The organism is Nonomuraea sp. NPDC050783 (assembly GCF_040802095.1).
Classification (GTDB): domain Bacteria; phylum Actinomycetota; class Actinomycetes; order Streptosporangiales; family Streptosporangiaceae; genus Nonomuraea.
Genome location: NZ_JBFAHK010000016.1, coordinates 18,966 through 36,100, shown reverse-complemented (window position 1 = coordinate 36,100; position 17,135 = coordinate 18,966). Strand labels below are relative to the sequence as shown.

Sequence of the window (17,135 nt, the reverse complement as noted above, 5' to 3'; positions counted from 1 at the left end):
TCGCGGCGAGCCTCTCGAAGCGGTCATGCGAGCGGTCGGCCCCGGCGGACGCGACGCGGCGTTCGACACCGAGGTGCTCAGCGGTCCTCTCGGGGGCCGCATCGACCTCGCGGTGAAACGCGGCCCCGCGCGGCGCCGCGAGATGCTGGCGCTCGTGCGCCCCTACCTCGCGGGCGTCGACGCGCGCGTCAAGCACGACCTGCCGGTCGCCCGCCGGGTCATCTGCCACCTCATCGAGACCCGCCCGGACGAGGAGCTGATCGAGGGCGAGACGCTGCTCAAGGTCGTCACCGCGGCGGCCGAGCCGTCCAGGCGCATCCGCAAGGGCCTGCGCTGGTACGCCGACCTGCCCTTCCAGGACGAGCTGCCGGCCGACCTCTACCGGCTGCGCCGCGCCGACCTGGTGCCGGTCACGCACATCGACGACATCACCTGGGAAGGCGGCAGGCTGCGCGTCACCGGCTTCGCCTACCTGGCGGGGCTGTCGGTGCGCAGCCGGCGCTTCAACCGGGCGAGCGTGGTGCTGCGCGGGCCGCGCTGGCTGCCGCCGATCCGGATGCGCACGCGGCGCACGTTCGAGCCGGAGGCCACCCACGGGGCGCGCGAGCCCGGGTGCAACTACGACTGGTCCGGCTTCTCGGCGGAGCTGAGCCCGTGGCCGCTGCGCTGGCGCGGCGCGGTGCGCAACGTCGTCTCTGCGGCGCGCCGCCGCATGCGGCACCGGCCGTCGGTGCCCGACACCACCACGTGGCGGGCCGAGATCGTCTTCTGGAGCCGCGGCGCCCGCGCCACCGGCCTGCTGCGCGGCTCCTCGCTGGGCCGTCCCGAGCGGCCGGCCGGGCTCAAGCTCAAGCCAGGCTGGTGGGTGCGCCCGGTCTGGACGTCCGACCGCGCCCTCCAGGTCGTGCTCCAGCCCAACCGGGCCGAGCTGACCGGCGTCACCCTCGACGGCGACCGCCTCGAACTGAAGGTCTTCCTGCCCGGCCGCACGGTCACCAAGGGCCACGCCCGGCTGGGCGGCCACCGCATCGCCGCCGACTTCACGCCCGCCGCCGGCGGCACCGAGGTCGTCGTCGGGCTGGCCGTGCCGGCCCTGCTCCAGGAGAAGGACGGCCGGCGGCTCTGGGTCGAGCCCAAGGGCGACCCGGCGGCCTCGGTCATGCTGGCCGACCTCGCCGAGGCCCGCAAGGTCGTGGGCGACCGCGAGATCACCGTGCTCGGCGACCGCCGCGACCGCGTCGTGGTCTCCGCGCACCGCATCAGGCCGGTCATCACCTCGGCGGTCTGGGACGGCCCGGCGCTGCTGCTGAGCGGCCACTACCCCGACGCGCCCGGCCCGCGCGCGCTCACCCTGCGGCACCGCTCCGGGCTGTCCTACCAGTTGCCGATGGAGCGCTCCGACGAGCGGTTCTCCGTCCGGGTCGAGCCGGCCGCGATGGACCGCTTCGGCGAGCCCGTGCCGCTGGCCTCCGGCACCTGGAACCTGTCGCTGCGCCACCCGTCCGGCGAGATCGTGCCGCTGCGCATGGACCACGCCGCGCTGCCGGGGCTCGACGAGAAGCCGCGCACCCTCGACGGCCGCACCTACCGCATGGTCTCGACCCGCTTCGACGTGCCGGTCGTCCTGGCCGAGGAGGCCCGTCCCGCCGACGAGCGCGGCGTCGCGGGCACCCACGTCCTGCGCCGCGTCTTCTACCCGGCGCAGCGCACCGAGCCGCTCAACGACGCCACCGTCTACGTCGTCAACGACGGCCGCCTGTACGCCGACAGCGTCCGCGCCATCTACGAGGAGCGGCTGCGGCGCGGCGACGACCGCGAGCACATCTGGATCGTCAAGGACGGCGCCTTCGTGCCGCCGGGCCCGGCCACGGTCGTGCGCGCCGGCAGCCGCGAGCACCACGCCGCCCTGGCGCGTTCCCGGCACATCATCACCAACGCCTTCCTGCCCACCTGGTTCCGCGCCCGCGAGGACCAAGTGGTGGTGCAGACCTGGAACGGCACCCCGGCCAAGCACATCGGCAACGACCAGCCGCACATGAAGCGCGACCCCAGGCCGCCGATCTGGCACCGCCAGGCGGCCGAGGTGCGCGGCTGGGACCTGCTGCTGTCGCAGTCGCCGTGGGCGACGCCGGTGCTGCGCAAGGCGTTCGGCTACAAGGGCGAGGTGCTGGAGAGCGGGCTGCCGCGCAACGACGTGCTCAACTCGCCCGACCGCGAGGAGCTGGCGGCGGCCGTGCGCGAGCGGCTGGGGTTGGCCGAGGGCAAGCGGGTGGTCCTGTACGCGCCCACGTACCGCGACTACGACCGCAAGAACGCGATGGTCAAGCTCGACCTCGCCAAGGCGCGCGAGGCGCTGGGGGCCGACCACGAGATCCTGGTCCGCGCCCATCCGATGCAGGCCGCGCCCGCCGTCCCCGACATCGCCCACGACGTCACCACTTATCCCGACATCGCCGATCTGCTGCTGATCGCGGACGTCCTGGTCACCGACTACTCCTCGGTGATGTTCGACTTCGCCGCCACCGGCCGCCCGATCGTCCTGTACGCCTACGACCAGGCCAAGTACGCCGCCAAGCGCGGCCTCTACCTCGACCTCGCCGAGCAGGCGCCGGGGCCGGTGCTGTCCACCTCGGCCGACGTCGTCGAGGCGCTGCGCTCGATCGACTCGGTCGCCGCCGCCCACGCCGACCGCTACGACGCCTTCCGCGCCACCTTCGCCCCCCGCGACGACGGCAAGGCCACGGTCCGCGTCGTCGACCACCTGTTCTCCTGACGGCGCGGCTTCCGGGCCGGAGCTAGGTCTCCAGGCCCGGAAGGTCGCGCAGCAGGAGGGGCCGCTCGCGGGCGCCCGGCGGCGGCGCCGGCGCGGGGCGGTCGAGCAGCACGCGCAGCACGGCCGACAACGTCGTGCCGCAGACGATCTCGCCCTCGTCGGCCAGCCGCCTCACCCGTGACAGCGGCACCCACTCGGCCCGTCCCCGGCCGGCCGGGGGCCCCAGGTACACCGGCGACTCGCCCCGGTACACGTAGTGCAGCCCGTCCGAGATCCGGTTGGCCGGCTGCACGGCCAGCAGCGGGGCGACCGGCCCCGGCCGCCAGCCCGCCTGCTCCTCGACCGCCCGGCAGGCGGCCTCCTGCGGCAGCTCGCCCTCGGCGACCTCGCCGAGCGGGATCTCCCAGGCCCGGCTCCCGGTGGCGAGGCGGTGCCGCCGCACCAGCAGCACCCGCTCGCGCCGGTCCACCACCACGGCCCCGGCGCAGGGCGCCACGCGCACCAGGTGCCGCTCCTCGCGCCGCCCGCCGGGCAGCTCGACGTCCGCGATCCGGATCTCCAGTCCGCCGCCGGCGTACACGCTCCTTTCGGAGCGGACCTCCCAGCACATGGGCCCAAAGCTACAAGCAGCCGCCCGTTTCCGCAGGTCGATGGGGAGGGCGGGCACGCGTGCCCGCCGCGGCGGAGACCGGCGTGTCGCCGCGGTCCCGCCGGTCAACCCCGCTACGGTAGGCGGATCGTACGAGAAGACCGGGCAAGTCGGCACGATCTACCCCTGTGGTCTGGTGGAATCTAGTGCTGTGAGTGGTCAGAGCTGGCGGCTGGTACGACGTGGCAACACCGTCCCTGATGTGCCCCCTGTGCTGGACGAGCACCAGCGTGCCGTGGTCGAGCATCCCGGCGGGCCCCTTCTCGTCCTCGCCGGCCCCGGCACCGGCAAGACCACCACGATCGTCGAGAGCGTCGTCCACCGCATCGAGCGGCGCGGCCTCGACCCCGAGCGGGTGCTCATCCTCACCTTCAGCCGCAAGGCCGCCGAGGAGCTGCGCCGGCGCGTGACCGCCCGCCTGCGCCGCACCACCCGCACGCCGCTGGCGATGACCTTCCACTCCTACGCCTACGCCCTGCTGCGCCGCGAGTCGGTCCTGGAGGGCAAGGCGCCGCCCCGGCTGCTGACCGGCCCCGAGCAGCTGCTGGAGATCCGCCGCCTGCTCCACGGCGAGCTGGAGAGCAACGGCGGGCTCGACTGGCCGCCGTCCCTGCGCGAGCCGCTGAAGACCCGCGGCTTCGCCGAGGAGCTGCGTGACTTCCTGTCGCGCGCCTACGAGCGCGGCCTGGACGGCCCCCGCCTGGTCGAGCTGGGCCGCCGCCACGGCCGCCACGACTGGATGGCGGCCGGCCGCTTCGCCGAGCGCTACCAGGACCGCTTCGACCTCGACCCGGAGGAGACCTACGACTACGCCGAGCTGATCGGGGCCGCCTCGGCACTGCTGGCCCGGCCGGAGGTGCGCGAGCGGGAGCGCGCGGCGCACGAGGCGGTCTTCGTGGACGAGTACCAGGACACCGATCCCGCCCAGGAGCTGCTGCTGTCCCAGCTCGCCGGCGACGGCCGCGACCTCGTCGCGGTGGGCGACCCCGACCAGTCGATCTACGGCTTCCGCGGCGCCGACGTCCACGGCATCATGGGCTTCCCGCAGCGCTTCCCCACCCTCGACGGCCGCGACGCGCCCGTGCTGGCCCTGCGGGTGTGCCGCCGCAGCGGCGCCGAGCTGCTCAGGGCCGGCCGCCGTGTGGCCGCCAAGCTGCCCGTGGCCCCCGGCTTCGACCACCGGCACGACCACCGCGACCTGGTGCCGCTGCCCGGCCTGCCGGAGGGCGAGGTGCGGGTGCTGCTGGCCGACAGCACCAGCCAGGAGGCCGCGATCGTGGCCGACACGCTGCGCCGCGCCCACCTCATCGAGGGCGTCCCGTGGCACCGGATGGCGATCCTGGTCCGCTCGGCCAAGCGGCAGGTGCCGCTGCTGCGCCGCGCGCTGACCAACGCCGGCGTGCCCACCATGATCGCCGGCGACGAGGTGCCGATCGCCCAGGAGCCGGGCGTGCGCCCGCTGCTCACCATGCTCAAGGTCGCGCTCGACCCGTCGCTGCTCGACGAGAACGTGGCCGAGGAGCTGCTGGTCGGCCCGCTCGGCGGCACCGACATGATCGGCGTGCGCCGCCTGCGCCGGGCACTCAAGATCGCCGAGAACGAGGCGGCGGAGCCGGGCGAGCAGGTCCGCTCCTCCGGCGAGCTGCTGGTCGCGGCGGTCCAGGACGCCCGCGAGCTGACCAGGATCGAGCCGCACGTCGCCCTGCCCGCCGAGCGCGTGGCCAAGCTCCTGCGGATCGCCAGGGAGTCCGTCCGCGACGGCGGCACCGCCGAGGACCTGCTGTGGGCCGTCTGGGACGCCACCGGCCTGGCCGCCCGCTGGACCGACCTCAGCATGTCCGGCGGCCCCCGGGGCGCGCAGGCCGACCGCGACCTCGACGCCGTGGTGGCCCTGTTCGACCAGGCCGCCAAGTTCGTGGACCGCATGCCGAAGGCGGGCCCCGAGGTCTTCATCGACGACCTGGCCGCCCAGGAGATCCCCGGCGACACCCTGGCCGACCGGGCCCCCGACGGCGACGCCGTGCGCGTGCTGACCGCCCACCGCTCCAAGGGCCTGGAGTGGGACGTCGTGGTGGTGGCGGGCGTCCAGGAGGGCGTCTGGCCGGACCTGCGGCTGCGCGGCTCGCTGCTGGGCGTGGAGGACCTGATCGAGACCGTCGAGGGCGCCGAGCCCAACGCCGCCTCCCTGGTCTCCAAGCTGCTGGCCGAGGAGCGCCGGCTGTTCTACGTGGCCGCCACCCGGGCCAGGCGCCGGCTGGTGGTCACCGCCGTCGGCGGCGAGGACACCGACGAGCGGCCCTCGCGCTTCCTGTCCGAGCTGGCCCCCGGCGAGGTGGAGACGGCCACCGTGGACGACCGGGCCCGCTGGCTGACCATGTCCGCGCTGGTGGCCGACCTGCGCGGCGCGGTGACCGACCCGACGAAACCGGCGAAGGTCCGCAGGAAGGCCGCCCGCCAGCTCGCCCGCCTGGCCGCCGCCGGCGTCCAGGGCGCCCACCCCAACGACTGGTACGCCCTCACCCCCATCTCCGACGACCGCCCGCTGAGCTGGCCCGACGGCGTGGTCAGCATCTCCCCGTCGGCGGTGGAGAGCTTCACCAAGTGCGGCCTGCGCTGGCTGCTGGAGACCGCCGTCGGCGCGGCCGGCACCAGCACCGCCCAGGGCCTCGGCAACGTCATCCACGCCCTGGCCGTGCTGGCCGCCACCGACCTGCCCAGCGAGGACCTGCTCGGCGAGCGCCTCGACCAGGTGTGGCACGAGCTGGACTTCGGCGGCACCTGGTACAACCGCAAGCAGCGCCAGGTCGCCGAGCAGATGATCGGCAAGTTCCTGCGCTGGCACAAGGAGAACCCGCGCGAGCTGGTCGCGCTGGAGGAGTCGTTCACCGCGATGGTCTCCGAGGGCGTGCAGATCAAGGGCCGGGTCGACCGGGTCGAGCGCGACTCCGACAACCGCGCGGTGATCATCGACCTCAAGACCGGCGGCTCCAAGCCCAGGGCCGGCGAGCTGGACCGGCACCCGCAGCTCGGCGTCTACCAGCTCGCCGCGCTGCTCGGCGCCTTCGCCCGGCACGGCATGACCGAGCCCGGCGGGGCCGCGCTGGTGCAGCTCGGCAAGGCGGGCGGCAAGAACGACGCCCTGGAGCAGCAGCAGGGCGCGCTGGGCGACGACCGCGACCCCGGCTGGGCCGGCGACCTGGTGGACACCGTGGCCACCGGCATGTCGGGGCCGTTCTTCCAGGCCAAGGTCAACGACGGCTGCCGCACCTGCGCGGCCCGGTCGAGCTGCCCCGTCAACGACAAGGGGGGGCAGGTGTGCTGACCCCCGCCGAACTCGCCGGCAAGCTCGGCGTCCTTCCCCCCACGGACGAGCAGGCGGCCGTCATCGAGGCGCCCCTGGAGCCGATGGTCGTCATGGCCGGCGCCGGCTCGGGCAAGAGCGAGACGATGGCCGGCCGGGTGGTCTGGCTGGTCGCCAACGGCCTGGTCAAGCCCGAGAACGTGCTGGGCCTGACGTTCACCCGCAAGGCCGCCGCCGAGCTGGCCACCCGCGTGCGCGAGCGGCTGACCGGTCTGGCCGAGGCGGGCCTGGTCGAGCCGGGCGCGCTCGACAACGAGCCGACCGTCTCCACCTACCACGCCTACGCCGCCCGCCTGGTCACCGACCACGCGCTGCGCGAGGGCCTGGAGCCCACCATGCGCCTGGTCAGCCCGGCGGTGTCGTGGCAGCTCGCCTCGCGCGTGGTGGCCTCCTACGACGGGCCGATGGACCGCGTCGAGCTGGGCCCGCCCTCGGTCACCGCGGCCCTGCTGGAGCTGGCCGGCGAGCTGTCGGAGCACCTGCGCAGCCCTGCCGACGTGCGCCGCCTGGGGGAGTGGCTGCACGAGCGGCTGGCCCGCGCCCCCGGCCGCGTCACGCTCGCCCAGCGCCGGCCGCTCGACGTCCAGGCGGCCAGGGAGCAGTTGCTGCCGCTGGTGGAGGCGTACGAGAGGCTGAAGCGCGCCCGCGAGGTCATCGACTACGGCGACCAGATGGCCCTGGCCGCCCGCATCGCCGCCGCCCACAAGGAGGTCGGCGAGATCGAGCGCGAGCGCTACGCGGTCGTCCTGCTCGACGAGTACCAGGACACCAGCCACGCCCAGCTCGTCCTGCTGCGCTCGTTGTTCGGCGGTGGCCACCCGGTGACGGCCGTCGGCGACCCCTGCCAGTCGATCTACGGCTGGCGCGGCGCGTCCGCGGGCAACCTGCGCCGCTTCTCCCGCGACTTCCGCACCGGCGCGGGCGACCCGGCCCCGGTCCGCCAGCTCAGCGTCAGCTTCCGCAACGGCGACCGGGTGCTCGACGTGGCCGCCCGCGTCCAGCTCCCGCTGCGCATGGAGGCCCGCGAGGTGCCGGTGCTCGTCCCCGGCCCCAACCGGGTCGAGCGTGGCCGGGTCACCTGCGCCTTCCACGAGACCGCCGAGGACGAGGCCCAGTGGATCGCCGACGGCATCGCGAAGATCCTCGGCCAGGAGGTCGCCCCCGACGGCCTGCCCTGGGGCGAGCGGGAGCGCAAGAAGACCCTCGCCCTCCAGCCGCAGGACGTCGCGATCCTGGCCCGCCGCCGCTCGCAGTTCCCGGCGCTGCGCCGGGCGCTGGAGGAGCGCGACATCCCGGTCGAGGTGGTGGGCCTCGGCGGCCTGCTGACCGTGCCCGAGGTCAACGACATCGTCGCCACCCTCCGCGTCCTGTACGACGCCACGGCCGGTGACGCCCTGGCCCGCCTGCTGGCCGGGCCGCGCTGGCGGATCGGCCCCGCCGACCTGCGGGTGCTCGGCGAGTGCGCCAGGCAGCTCGCCCGTGAGCTGGGCGAGAGCGCGCACGTCGCCGACCCGCTCGACCAGGTGGTGGCCGACCTCGCCGAGGAGCGCGGCAGCCTGGTGGACGCCCTGGACGAGCTGCCCGATCGCGAGGAGTGGCTGGAGCTGTTCTCGCCGCTGGCCCGCACCCGGCTGGTCGCGTTCGCCCACGAGCTGCGCCAGCTTCGCGCGCACGCCGCGCAGCCGCTGCCCGACCTGATCACCGAGGTGGAGCGCAGACTCGGCCTGGACATCGAGGTGGCCGCGCGCAGCGGCACGGCGGGCGCGTTCGCGGCGCGGGCCGACCTCGACGCCTTCATCGACTCGGCCTCCCGCTTCGCCGGCGACGCCGAGGACCCGACGCTCGGGGCGTTCCTGGCCTACCTCCAGGCGGCCGAGAGCGAGGAGTTCGGGCTGGAGGCCGGGCGGGTCGGCGAGAGCAACAGCGTCAAGCTCATGACCGTGCACGCCTCCAAGGGCCTGGAGTGGCCGGTCGTGGTGGTGCCGGGGCTGTCGCAGCTCATCAGCTCCAAGGGGACGCTCGCGACCGGCAGCGTCTTCCCGTCCTCGCCGGTCATGAACAGCCGGTGGACGGAGAACCCGCGCAAGCTGCCGTACCCGCTGCGCGGCGACGCCGCCGACCTGCCGCGCCTGTCCGGGCTGAGCAAGGAGGAGCTGGCGGTCTTCGAGGAGCTGTGCCGCGAGCGCGACCTGCTGGAGGAGCGCCGGCTCGCGTACGTGGCCGTCACCCGTGCCCACTACCACCTCATCGCCTCCGGCTACCGCTGGGGCAGCGCCACCAAGCCGCTGGAGCCGTCGGAGTTCCTGCTAGAGATCCGCGACACCGCCGACCGGGTCTCGGTCTGGGCCGGCGACCTGGCCGAGGACGCGACGAACCCGCTGCTCGCCGAGCCGCCCGAGGCCGTCTGGCCGGTCACGCCCGAGGGCCTGCGCTACGAGTCCGTACTGGACGGCGCCCGCCTGGTCGAGGACGTCCTGTCCGGCGCGCTTGGCGCGGACGACGAGGAGGACGACGACGAGCCGGTACGCGCCTACGAGGAGGAGCGCATGCGGGCCTGGGACCGCGACACCGACCTGTTGCTGCGCGAGCGCGAGCTGCACCTGCGCCGCCCGGCCACGATCGTCGAGCTGCCCGCCAAGCTGACCGTCTCCTCGCTGGTCACGCTGGCCGCCGATCCGCGCGAGCTGGCCCGCAGGATCCGCCGCCCGGTGCCGGTCAAGCCCGCGCCGCTGGCCCGGCGCGGCACGTCGTTCCACAAGTGGCTGGAGACGCGCTGGGAGCAGCAGCGGCTCATCGACGACTTCGAGCTCTACGACGAGCTGGAGCCGGAGGAGGCCGACGTGCGCCTGGCCGAGCTGCAGGAGCGGTTCGAGCGGAGCGAGTGGGCCGACCGGCGGCCGGTGGACCTGGAGGTGCCGTTCGAGACGATGATCGGCGACCGGCTGGTGCGCGGGCGCATGGACGCCGTCTTCGAGCGGCCGGGCGGCGGCTACGAGGTGGTCGACTGGAAGACCGGGCAGCCGCCGCGCGGCAAGGCCGCCAAGGTGGCCACGGTGCAGCTCGCGGCCTACCGGATGGCCTGGTCGCACCTGGCCGGGGTGCCGCTGGAGCAGGTGACGGCGGCCTTCCACTACGTACGCGCCAACCGCACCGTGCGCCCGGTGGACCTGCTGGACGAGGCCGGGCTGGTCGCGCTCGTCGAGAGCGTCAGGGTCGAGAGCGTCAGGGTCGAGAGCGCCGGCGACGGGAGCGAGGGGGGCGAAGGGAGCGCCGAGGGCCGCAGCCGCGCGCCGGGCCCGAAGGGGTGAGCGCCCGGAGCACGGGGGCTGCCCGGTCAGCGGCCGCGTGCGAGGTCATAGGATGACACCGGACTCAAGAGGGGGCGCACCAGTGGAGACCACCACAGGAGAACAACTCGTCGGACCCCTGCTCCTCGCGCGCGGCACCATCGACCGGTCCGCGGCGCTGCGCGCCGACGAGCGCTGGCTGGAGCGGGCCTGGTCCGACCCGGCGACCAGGGTCCTGGTCGTCGACGACGGTCACACGCTGGTGCGCCGCACGGGCGACGAGGTGCACGCGGTGTTGTTCGGCCCGGAGGAGGCGCCGGAGGGGCCGCGTTTCCTGCTGGGGGTCGAGGGCGGCGTCGCCTACTTCGCGGTGACCGCGCCGCTGCCCGGCGTGGCGAAGACCGAGGCCAACGGCCGGGTGACGTTCGCCATGCGGCTGGGCGACACCCCCGAGGGCGTTCCGGTGGCGGCCGGGCTGCGCCAGGTGGGCGGGCTGCTCGGCGACCGCGAGGCGGGCCTGCTGGTCTACGCCGTCGCGCTGGAGGCCTGGCACGCCACCCACGAGTTCTGCCCGCGCTGCGGCAGCCGCACCGCCATCCAGGCCGGCGGCCACGTCCGGGTCTGCCCGCGCGACGGCAGCCAGCACTTCCCGCGCGTCGACCCCGCCGTGATCATGCTGATCCGCGACGAGGCCGACCGCTGCCTGCTGGCCCGCGGCCCCCAGTGGCCCAAGGGGCGGCTGTCGATCCTGGCCGGGTTCGTCGAGCCGGGCGAGTCGCTGGAGCACGCGGTGGTCCGCGAGGTCGCCGAGGAGGTCGGCGTCACCGTCGTCAACCCGCGCTACCTGGGCAGCCAGCCGTGGCCGTTCCCGCGCAGCCTCATGCTGGGCTTCTTCGCCGAGGCGGTCACCACCGAGCTCCGGCCGGACACCGAGGAGATCGCCGAGGCGCACTGGTACTCCCGCGAGGAGCTGGCCGCCGCGCTGGAGTCCGGCGAGCTGCGCCTGCCGCCGGCGGTGTCGATCGCCCGCCGCCTCATCGAGACGTGGTACGGCGGGCCGCTCGCCGACGAGTGAGCCCGGCGCCTGTCGTCCGGCGGGTGAGCCCGGCTCCTGCGACCCGGGCCTGCGACCCCGGCTTACGACCCGGGCCTGACACCCGGGCTTATGACCCGGGCCTGCGGCCGGTGCCCGTCAGCGGCCGGTCAGCGGCCGAGCAGGGCCTTGACCTCCAGCGCCGACGGGTTCGTCCGCACCACGCGGCCTTTGGGGGTGTCGATCACCACGGTCGGCACCGTCTGGTTACCGTTGTTGACGCTCATCACGAACTCCGCCGCGGACGGGTCGCGTTCGATGTCCACCTCGTCGAAGCTGATGCCCTCACGGGTGAGCTGCGCCTTGAGCCGCTTGCAGGGGCCGCACCAGGTGGTGCTGTAGACCGTGAGCGCCATGTCGGGTGAATCCCTCCCAGGTCAGGAAATCAGGCGTCCCGTGCAACAACACGACATGCCTGGGTTAATCCCCTTACTTCCCCGGGAGAGCTAGCCGATGCGCTCGGAGATCCAGGTCTGGACGCGCTCGGCCACGCCCGGCTCCCGGTAGAGCGCCGTGGCGTGGTTGGCGCCCGGCTGGGTGAGCACGGTGACCGGCACGCCCACCTTGGCGAGCTGGTCCCTGAGCAGGATGCTCTGCTCCGGCGGCACGAACTCGTCCTGCGAGTGGATGGTCAGCACCGGCGCGTCGTGGCGGCTGGCGTGCCAGGCCACCTCCATGCTGGCCCACACCCGCGAGCACTTGCCCTTGGGCGCGCAGCCACCGGCCAGCTTGATCGCGGCATGGCGGAGCTTGCGCCTGCCGCGGTCGGTGGTCTTCCTGCTGTCGCCGTCGGTGAAGGCCTGGAGCGGGGAGATGATCGGCGACAGGCCGACCACGCCCTTCAGGCCGCTGACGCCGTCGCCGTACGTGCCCACCGCGGCCGCGATGTGCCCGCCCGCCGAGAAGCCGACCACCACGTAGTTGCCCGGGTCGAACGACCACCGCTCGGCGTGCTTGCGCGCCGCCGCGATCGCGGCCAGCGCGTCGGTGCGCTGCGCGGGCCAGGGCGCGTCGCCGGACAGGCGGTAGTTGACGTTGAAGACGGTGTAGCCGAGCTCGGCGTAACCGCGGGTGATCTCCTTCATGTACCGCTTGTCACCGCTGGACCACCAGCCGCCGTGGATGAGGAACACGCCGGGCCGTTGCTGGCCGTCGGGGGTCCACCAGACGTCCATCTGCTGGCGCCGGTGCGGGCCGTAGGCGATCGTCTCCGTGCTCAGGCCGTACACGTCGTCCGAGGTCGCCGGGACGGCGACGGTGGGCGAGGGGGTGGGCTCCTGCGCCGTCGCGCTCGCGCTGACGGGTGTGAGCGCAACGGCGGCGAGCGCGAGAGCGCCCACGTGAACCGCTATCCGCACGGCCTTCCTTTCCCCCATGCTGCTCAATGGTCGGCCCCATTGTGGGGGAAGAGACCAGTTCTTTGCATCTCGTTGACCAAGAACATACGACGGCCGGCATGTTGCCAGAATAAAGCCGTAGGACGCCAGTGCTGGGAAGATGGAAGGGTGACACATGTGGACGACGTCCTGAGCGGCCTCGACCCCGAGCAGCGCGCGGTCGCCGAGGCCGTGCGGGGCCCGGTGTGCGTGCTGGCCGGGGCCGGCACGGGCAAGACCAGGGCGATCACCCACAGGATCGCGTACGCCGTGCGCAGCGGGGTCGTCGACGCGCAGAGCGTGCTGGCTGTGACATTCACCACGCGGGCGGCGGGCGAGCTGCGCCAGCGGCTGCGCGCGCTCGGCGCGCCCGGCGTGCAGGCCCGCACCTTCCACGCCGCGGCGCTGCGCCAGCTCACCTACTTCTGGCCGCGGGTGATCGGCGGCCAGGCGCCGTCGGTCATCGAGTCGAAGCTGCCGGTGCTCGCCGAGGCGTGCCGCCTGGCCCGGCGCAGCACCGAGCGGTCCGAGCTGCGCGACATCGCCGCCGAGATCGAGTGGGCCAAGGTCGTCCAGGTCGGCCCGGAGGACTACTCCGCCGCTGCGGCCAAGCACCACCGCACGCCACCGGTGGCCGCCGACGAGGTCGCCCGGCTGTACGAGGCGTACGAGCAGCTCCGGCGCGAGCGCCACCTGGTCGACTTCGAGACCATCCTGGAGCTGACCGCCGCCGTGATGACCGAGCACCAGGAGGTCGCGGCGCAGATCCGCCAGCAGTACCGCTACTTCGTCGTGGACGAGTACCAAGACGTCAACCCGCTGCAGAAGCTCCTGCTCGACACCTGGCTCGGCGGCCGCGACGACATCTGCGTCGTCGGCGACCCCAACCAGACCATCTACTCCTTCACCGGCGCCAGCCCGCGCTACCTCACCGGCTTCGCCGTCGAGCACCCGCAGGCCGCCGTCATCAAGCTGGTGCGCGACTACCGCTCGACCCCGCAGGTGGTCGATCTGGCCAACTTGGTCATCGCCCGCGGCAAGTCGCCCCACCGGCTGGAGCTGGTCGCCCAGCGGCCCGGCGGCCCCAAACCGGTCTTCGCCGACTACGACGACGAGCCGGCCGAGGCCGCCGGGGTGGCCAGGGCCATCAGGAAGCTGCTCGACAAGGGCGTGCCGGCCCGCGAGATCGCGGTGCTGTTCCGGGTCAACTCGCAGTCCGAGGCGTACGAGGAGGCCCTGGCCAAGGCCGAGATCCCCTACATGCTGCGCGGCGCGGAGCGCTTCTTCGAGCGCCCCGAGGTGCGCCAGGCCGTCGTGCTGCTGCGCGGCGCGGCCCGCTCGGCGGCCGGCGAGCCGCTGGCCTCGGAGGTGCACCACATCCTCGCGGGCGTCGGCCTCACCCCGTCGCCGCCCGGCGGCGGCAAGGCCAGGGAGCGCTGGGAGTCGCTGAAGGCCCTGGCCGATCTGGCCGAGGACATGGCCGCCGAGGGCGCCGACCTGCCCGCCTACGTCGCCGAGCTGGAGCGCCGCGCCACCGAGCAGCACGCCCCGCCCGTCGAGGGCGTCACGCTGGCCTCCCTGCACGCCGCCAAGGGCCTGGAGTGGGACGCGGTGTTCCTCGTCGGCCTCACCGACGGCATGCTGCCCATCATCTACGCCGAGACGCCCGAGCAGATCGAGGAGGAGCGCCGCCTCCTCTACGTCGGCATCACCCGGGCCCGCGAGCACCTGACGCTCTCCTGGTCGCTGGCCCGCGCGCCCGGCGGGCGCAAGAGCCGCCGCCCCTCCCGCTTCATCGAGGGGCTCACCGGCCGCGCCGCCCCGCCGCGTCCCGCCCCCGCCGTTGCCGGTGCCGGCCGGGAGCGCCGCACCGTGGCCGCGCCGGTGAGCTGCCGCGTCTGCGCCAAGACGCTGGTCGCCGCCGCCGAGCAGAAGCTGGGCCGCTGCGCCACCTGCCACGCCGACTACGACGAGGGGCTGCTGGAGCGGCTCAAGGCGTGGCGGACGGCCACGGCCAAGGAGGCCAAGATCCCGCCGTACGTCGTGTTCACCGACGTGACGCTGCAGGCCATCGCCGAACGCGCCCCGGCGACCGAGCAGGAGCTGCTGTCGATCGCGGGCATCGGCCGCGTCAAGATCGACCGGTACGGCGAGGCCGTCCTGTCGTTGTGCCGCGGCACGGGGGCGTGACGAGCGGAAGACCAGAGCCGGTAATCATCGGACATGCCGGGCCGGATGCGGACCGAATCCGGCGGCACGTCACACTTATGGCAGAACCGGAGACCTGTCCGGGATCGACGACTTGGTCCAGGGCCGGAAATCGGGCTCCGGCCGGGACGCACGAGGGGGACCGACACGTGAACGAGGCGCTCAAGGAGCTGCTCGACCTGCTCGACCTGGAGCAGATCGAGCTCGACATCTTCCGGGGCCGCAGCCCCGAGGAGCGCATCCAACGCGTCTTCGGCGGCCAGGTGGCGGCGCAGGCCCTCGTCGCGGCCGGGCGTACCGTGGCCAAGGACCGCTTCGTCCACTCCCTGCACGCCTACTTCATCCGGCCCGGCGACCCGTCCATCCCGATCGTGTACAACGTGGAGCGGGTGCGCGACGGGCGCTCGTTCAGCACCCGCCGGGTCCAGGCCGTGCAGCACGGCAAGGCGATCTTCACGATGTCGGTGTCGTTCCACATCGCGGAGGAGGGCGCGGAGCACCAGGCGTCGATGATGCCGGACGTGCCGGCGCCCGAGACGCTGCCCACGTTCCAGGAGCGCATGTACGCCCTCGTCGGCGACCACCCCGAGTTCCGCGACTTCGTCGCCCGCCCCCGGCCCGTCGACTCCCGGTACGCCTCGCCGCTGACCTGGGAGGCCTACCACGACCCGTCGCTGCGCAGCGCCAAGACCAACGTCTGGTTCCGCTACGACGCCGACCTGCCCGACGATCCGCTGCTGCACGTCGTGCTGGCCGCCTACGCCTCCGACTTCACCCTGGTCGACACGATCCTGCTGGCCCACGGCATGGCGTGGGGCATGTCCAACGTCATGGGCGCCTCGCTGGACCACGCCATGTGGTTCCACCGCCCCTTCAGGGCCGACGACTGGCTGCTCTATGCTCAGGAGTCACCGTGGTCGGCGGGGGCGCGGGGGCTGGCGCGCGGTGAGATGTTCACCGCGTCGGGTCAGCTCGTGGTCTCCGTCGTCCAAGAGGCCATGATCCGCCCCATGAAGTAGCGAAATCGCAGGTAGAAAATATGTTGCCCGTTCCGGGCTTCCCGGTTTAGGGTCATGGTCAAGCGAGTCGGAGACACCTGTCTCCGACGATCCAGAGAGTGGAGGTGAGCCCCGTGATGAGCACTCAGATGTCCGCCACGCAGTGGCTCGCTTCCGCATGCCGTGACTTGGTGAGGCTCGTCGATGGGCCGGCCAAGCTGCGGCAGGAGAAGTCTGCCCGTAGCCAGGCCGCCGCCTTCCGTGCGCATGTGCGCATCGGCGCTGCCGCTCCGCAGGGGGCCCCTGTCTACGCAGCACGTATCGAACTGCCGGCCAACCAGCTCACCAAGGGTGGACTGTGCGGTCCGCATCCCTGGAGGGACATACCGGTCATAACCTGACCGGCACAGTAGCCTCCAGGCCGCGGATCCACAGACACGGATCCGCGGCCCTTTTGTTGCCCCGAGATCCCGACCACCTAAGAGGTGTCCAACAAAGATCAAAAAGATCGATCGAAGGAGAAGAAAGATGGGGGCGAAGACGATCACGGACCTGATCGACGAAGCCAAGATCCCCTGTCGTACCGACCCTGACCTGTGGTTCGCCGAGTCGCCGGAGGACGTGGAGTTCGCGAAGGCGCTCTGCGGCGGCTGCCCGATCCAGAAGGCCTGCCTGGACCGCGCGCTGGAGCGCGAGGAGCCGTGGGGCGTCTGGGGCGGCGAGCTGATCCTCCGCGGGACGGTCGTTCCCCGCAAGCGTCCGCGCGGGCGTCCCCGCAAGCACCCGGTCGCGGCGTGACCCACACCGTACGTTCCGCACCACTTCAAGCAGAAAGCGACAACCGATGAGCACTCGACCGACGAGGAGCAACACCATGTCCCATCTCATCCATGACCTCGTGTACGACCGAATACAAACCCTCCACCGTGAGGCGGAGGAGGAGCGTCTCGCGCTGAGCATCCGCCGGGTGCAGCGGGCGCGACGCCAGGTCCAGAAGGCCAACACCCGCCTCCGGGAGGCCCTGCTCCGGCAGTGGTGACCGCTTTCCCCGCCAGATCGGCCGACCAGCAGCAGAGCCGGGCGCGACTCCGCGCCCGGCTCCGCCGTTCTCCCCTCCTTTGACCAACCAACCAACGGCCCGGCCCAACACCCACCCCGCCCGGGCTCCACACCTAGCCCCGGCACCCGGACCCGTGCGGACCTTTTCCCGCGGTCGCGACGCCCGCCCCGGCTCGGGCCTTTCACCGCGTTCCAGCCCCGCCCGTCCCGGGCTTCTCACCCAGCTCCAGTGCCCGGCCTTGTCCCGGCGCCCGGCTTTGTCCCGGCGCCTGGACCTGTCCCAGTGCTCGGCTTTGACCCGGCACCAGGCTCTTGTTCCGGCGCCAGACCG

Annotated in this window: 11 protein-coding genes; 8 read left to right on the top strand and 3 right to left on the bottom strand. The window is 73.4% G+C overall.

What is annotated here, in order from left to right; all coding sequences use genetic code 11:
- The first annotated feature begins 25 nt into the window (after positions 1-25).
- Positions 26-2,773 (top strand): CDP-glycerol glycerophosphotransferase family protein, encoded by a 2,748-nt coding sequence (locus AB0H75_RS34060; protein WP_367803601.1) that lies wholly within the window; start codon positions 26-28, stop codon positions 2,771-2,773.
- Positions 2,774-2,795: 22 nt separating this feature from the next.
- On the opposite strand, the gene AB0H75_RS34055 is transcribed toward AB0H75_RS34060, so the two are convergent.
- Complete coding sequence (locus AB0H75_RS34055; RefSeq protein ID WP_367803599.1) at positions 2,796-3,383, bottom strand: NUDIX domain-containing protein; 588 nt, start codon at positions 3,381-3,383, stop codon at positions 2,796-2,798.
- Between the two features lie 250 nt (positions 3,384-3,633).
- Between AB0H75_RS34055 and AB0H75_RS34050 the strand changes: the two genes are divergently transcribed.
- From AB0H75_RS34050 to nudC, 3 genes are all read left to right on the top strand, one after another.
- The gene (locus AB0H75_RS34050; RefSeq protein ID WP_367803915.1) at positions 3,634-6,744 is read left to right on the top strand and encodes an ATP-dependent helicase; all 3,111 of its coding nucleotides are present in this window, start codon (positions 3,634-3,636) and stop codon (positions 6,742-6,744) included.
- Positions 6,738-10,091 carry an ATP-dependent helicase gene (locus AB0H75_RS34045; protein ID WP_367803597.1) on the top strand — a complete coding sequence of 1,118 codons (3,354 nt, stop codon included), beginning with the start codon at positions 6,738-6,740 and terminating at the stop codon, positions 10,089-10,091. The genes AB0H75_RS34050 and AB0H75_RS34045 overlap by 7 nt, the downstream gene beginning before the upstream one ends.
- Before the next feature lie 82 nt (positions 10,092-10,173).
- Positions 10,174-11,145 (top strand): NAD(+) diphosphatase, encoded by a 972-nt coding sequence (gene nudC, locus AB0H75_RS34040; protein ID WP_367803595.1) that lies wholly within the window; start codon positions 10,174-10,176, stop codon positions 11,143-11,145.
- Positions 11,146-11,273: 128 nt separating this feature from the next.
- On the opposite strand, the gene AB0H75_RS34035 is transcribed toward nudC, so the two are convergent.
- Positions 11,274-11,519 (bottom strand): mycoredoxin, encoded by a 246-nt coding sequence (locus tag AB0H75_RS34035; RefSeq protein ID WP_367803593.1) that lies wholly within the window; start codon positions 11,517-11,519, stop codon positions 11,274-11,276.
- A 90-nt stretch (positions 11,520-11,609) separates the two neighbouring features.
- On the bottom strand, positions 11,610-12,521 hold the full coding sequence (locus AB0H75_RS34030) for an alpha/beta hydrolase (protein ID WP_367803591.1): 912 nt from the start codon (positions 12,519-12,521) through the stop codon (positions 11,610-11,612).
- A 156-nt stretch (positions 12,522-12,677) separates the two neighbouring features.
- Here AB0H75_RS34030 and AB0H75_RS34025 point away from each other — a divergent pair, with 156 nt between their 5' ends.
- The 4 genes from AB0H75_RS34025 (at position 12,678) to AB0H75_RS34010 (ending at position 16,784) form a co-directional block, all read left to right on the top strand.
- Complete coding sequence (locus tag AB0H75_RS34025) at positions 12,678-14,729, top strand: ATP-dependent DNA helicase UvrD2 (RefSeq protein WP_367803589.1); 2,052 nt, start codon at positions 12,678-12,680, stop codon at positions 14,727-14,729.
- Between the two features lie 167 nt (positions 14,730-14,896).
- Positions 14,897-15,766: an acyl-CoA thioesterase II gene (gene tesB, locus AB0H75_RS34020; protein ID WP_367803587.1), complete on the top strand. Its 870-nt coding sequence runs from the start codon at positions 14,897-14,899 to the stop codon at positions 15,764-15,766.
- 507 nt (positions 15,767-16,273) lie between these two features.
- Positions 16,274-16,543 carry a WhiB family transcriptional regulator gene (locus AB0H75_RS34015; protein ID WP_367803585.1) on the top strand — a complete coding sequence of 90 codons (270 nt, stop codon included), beginning with the start codon at positions 16,274-16,276 and terminating at the stop codon, positions 16,541-16,543.
- Between the two features lie 76 nt (positions 16,544-16,619).
- Positions 16,620-16,784 (top strand): hypothetical protein, encoded by a 165-nt coding sequence (locus AB0H75_RS34010; protein WP_367803583.1) that lies wholly within the window; start codon positions 16,620-16,622, stop codon positions 16,782-16,784.
- The last annotated feature ends 351 nt before the right edge of the window (positions 16,785-17,135 follow it).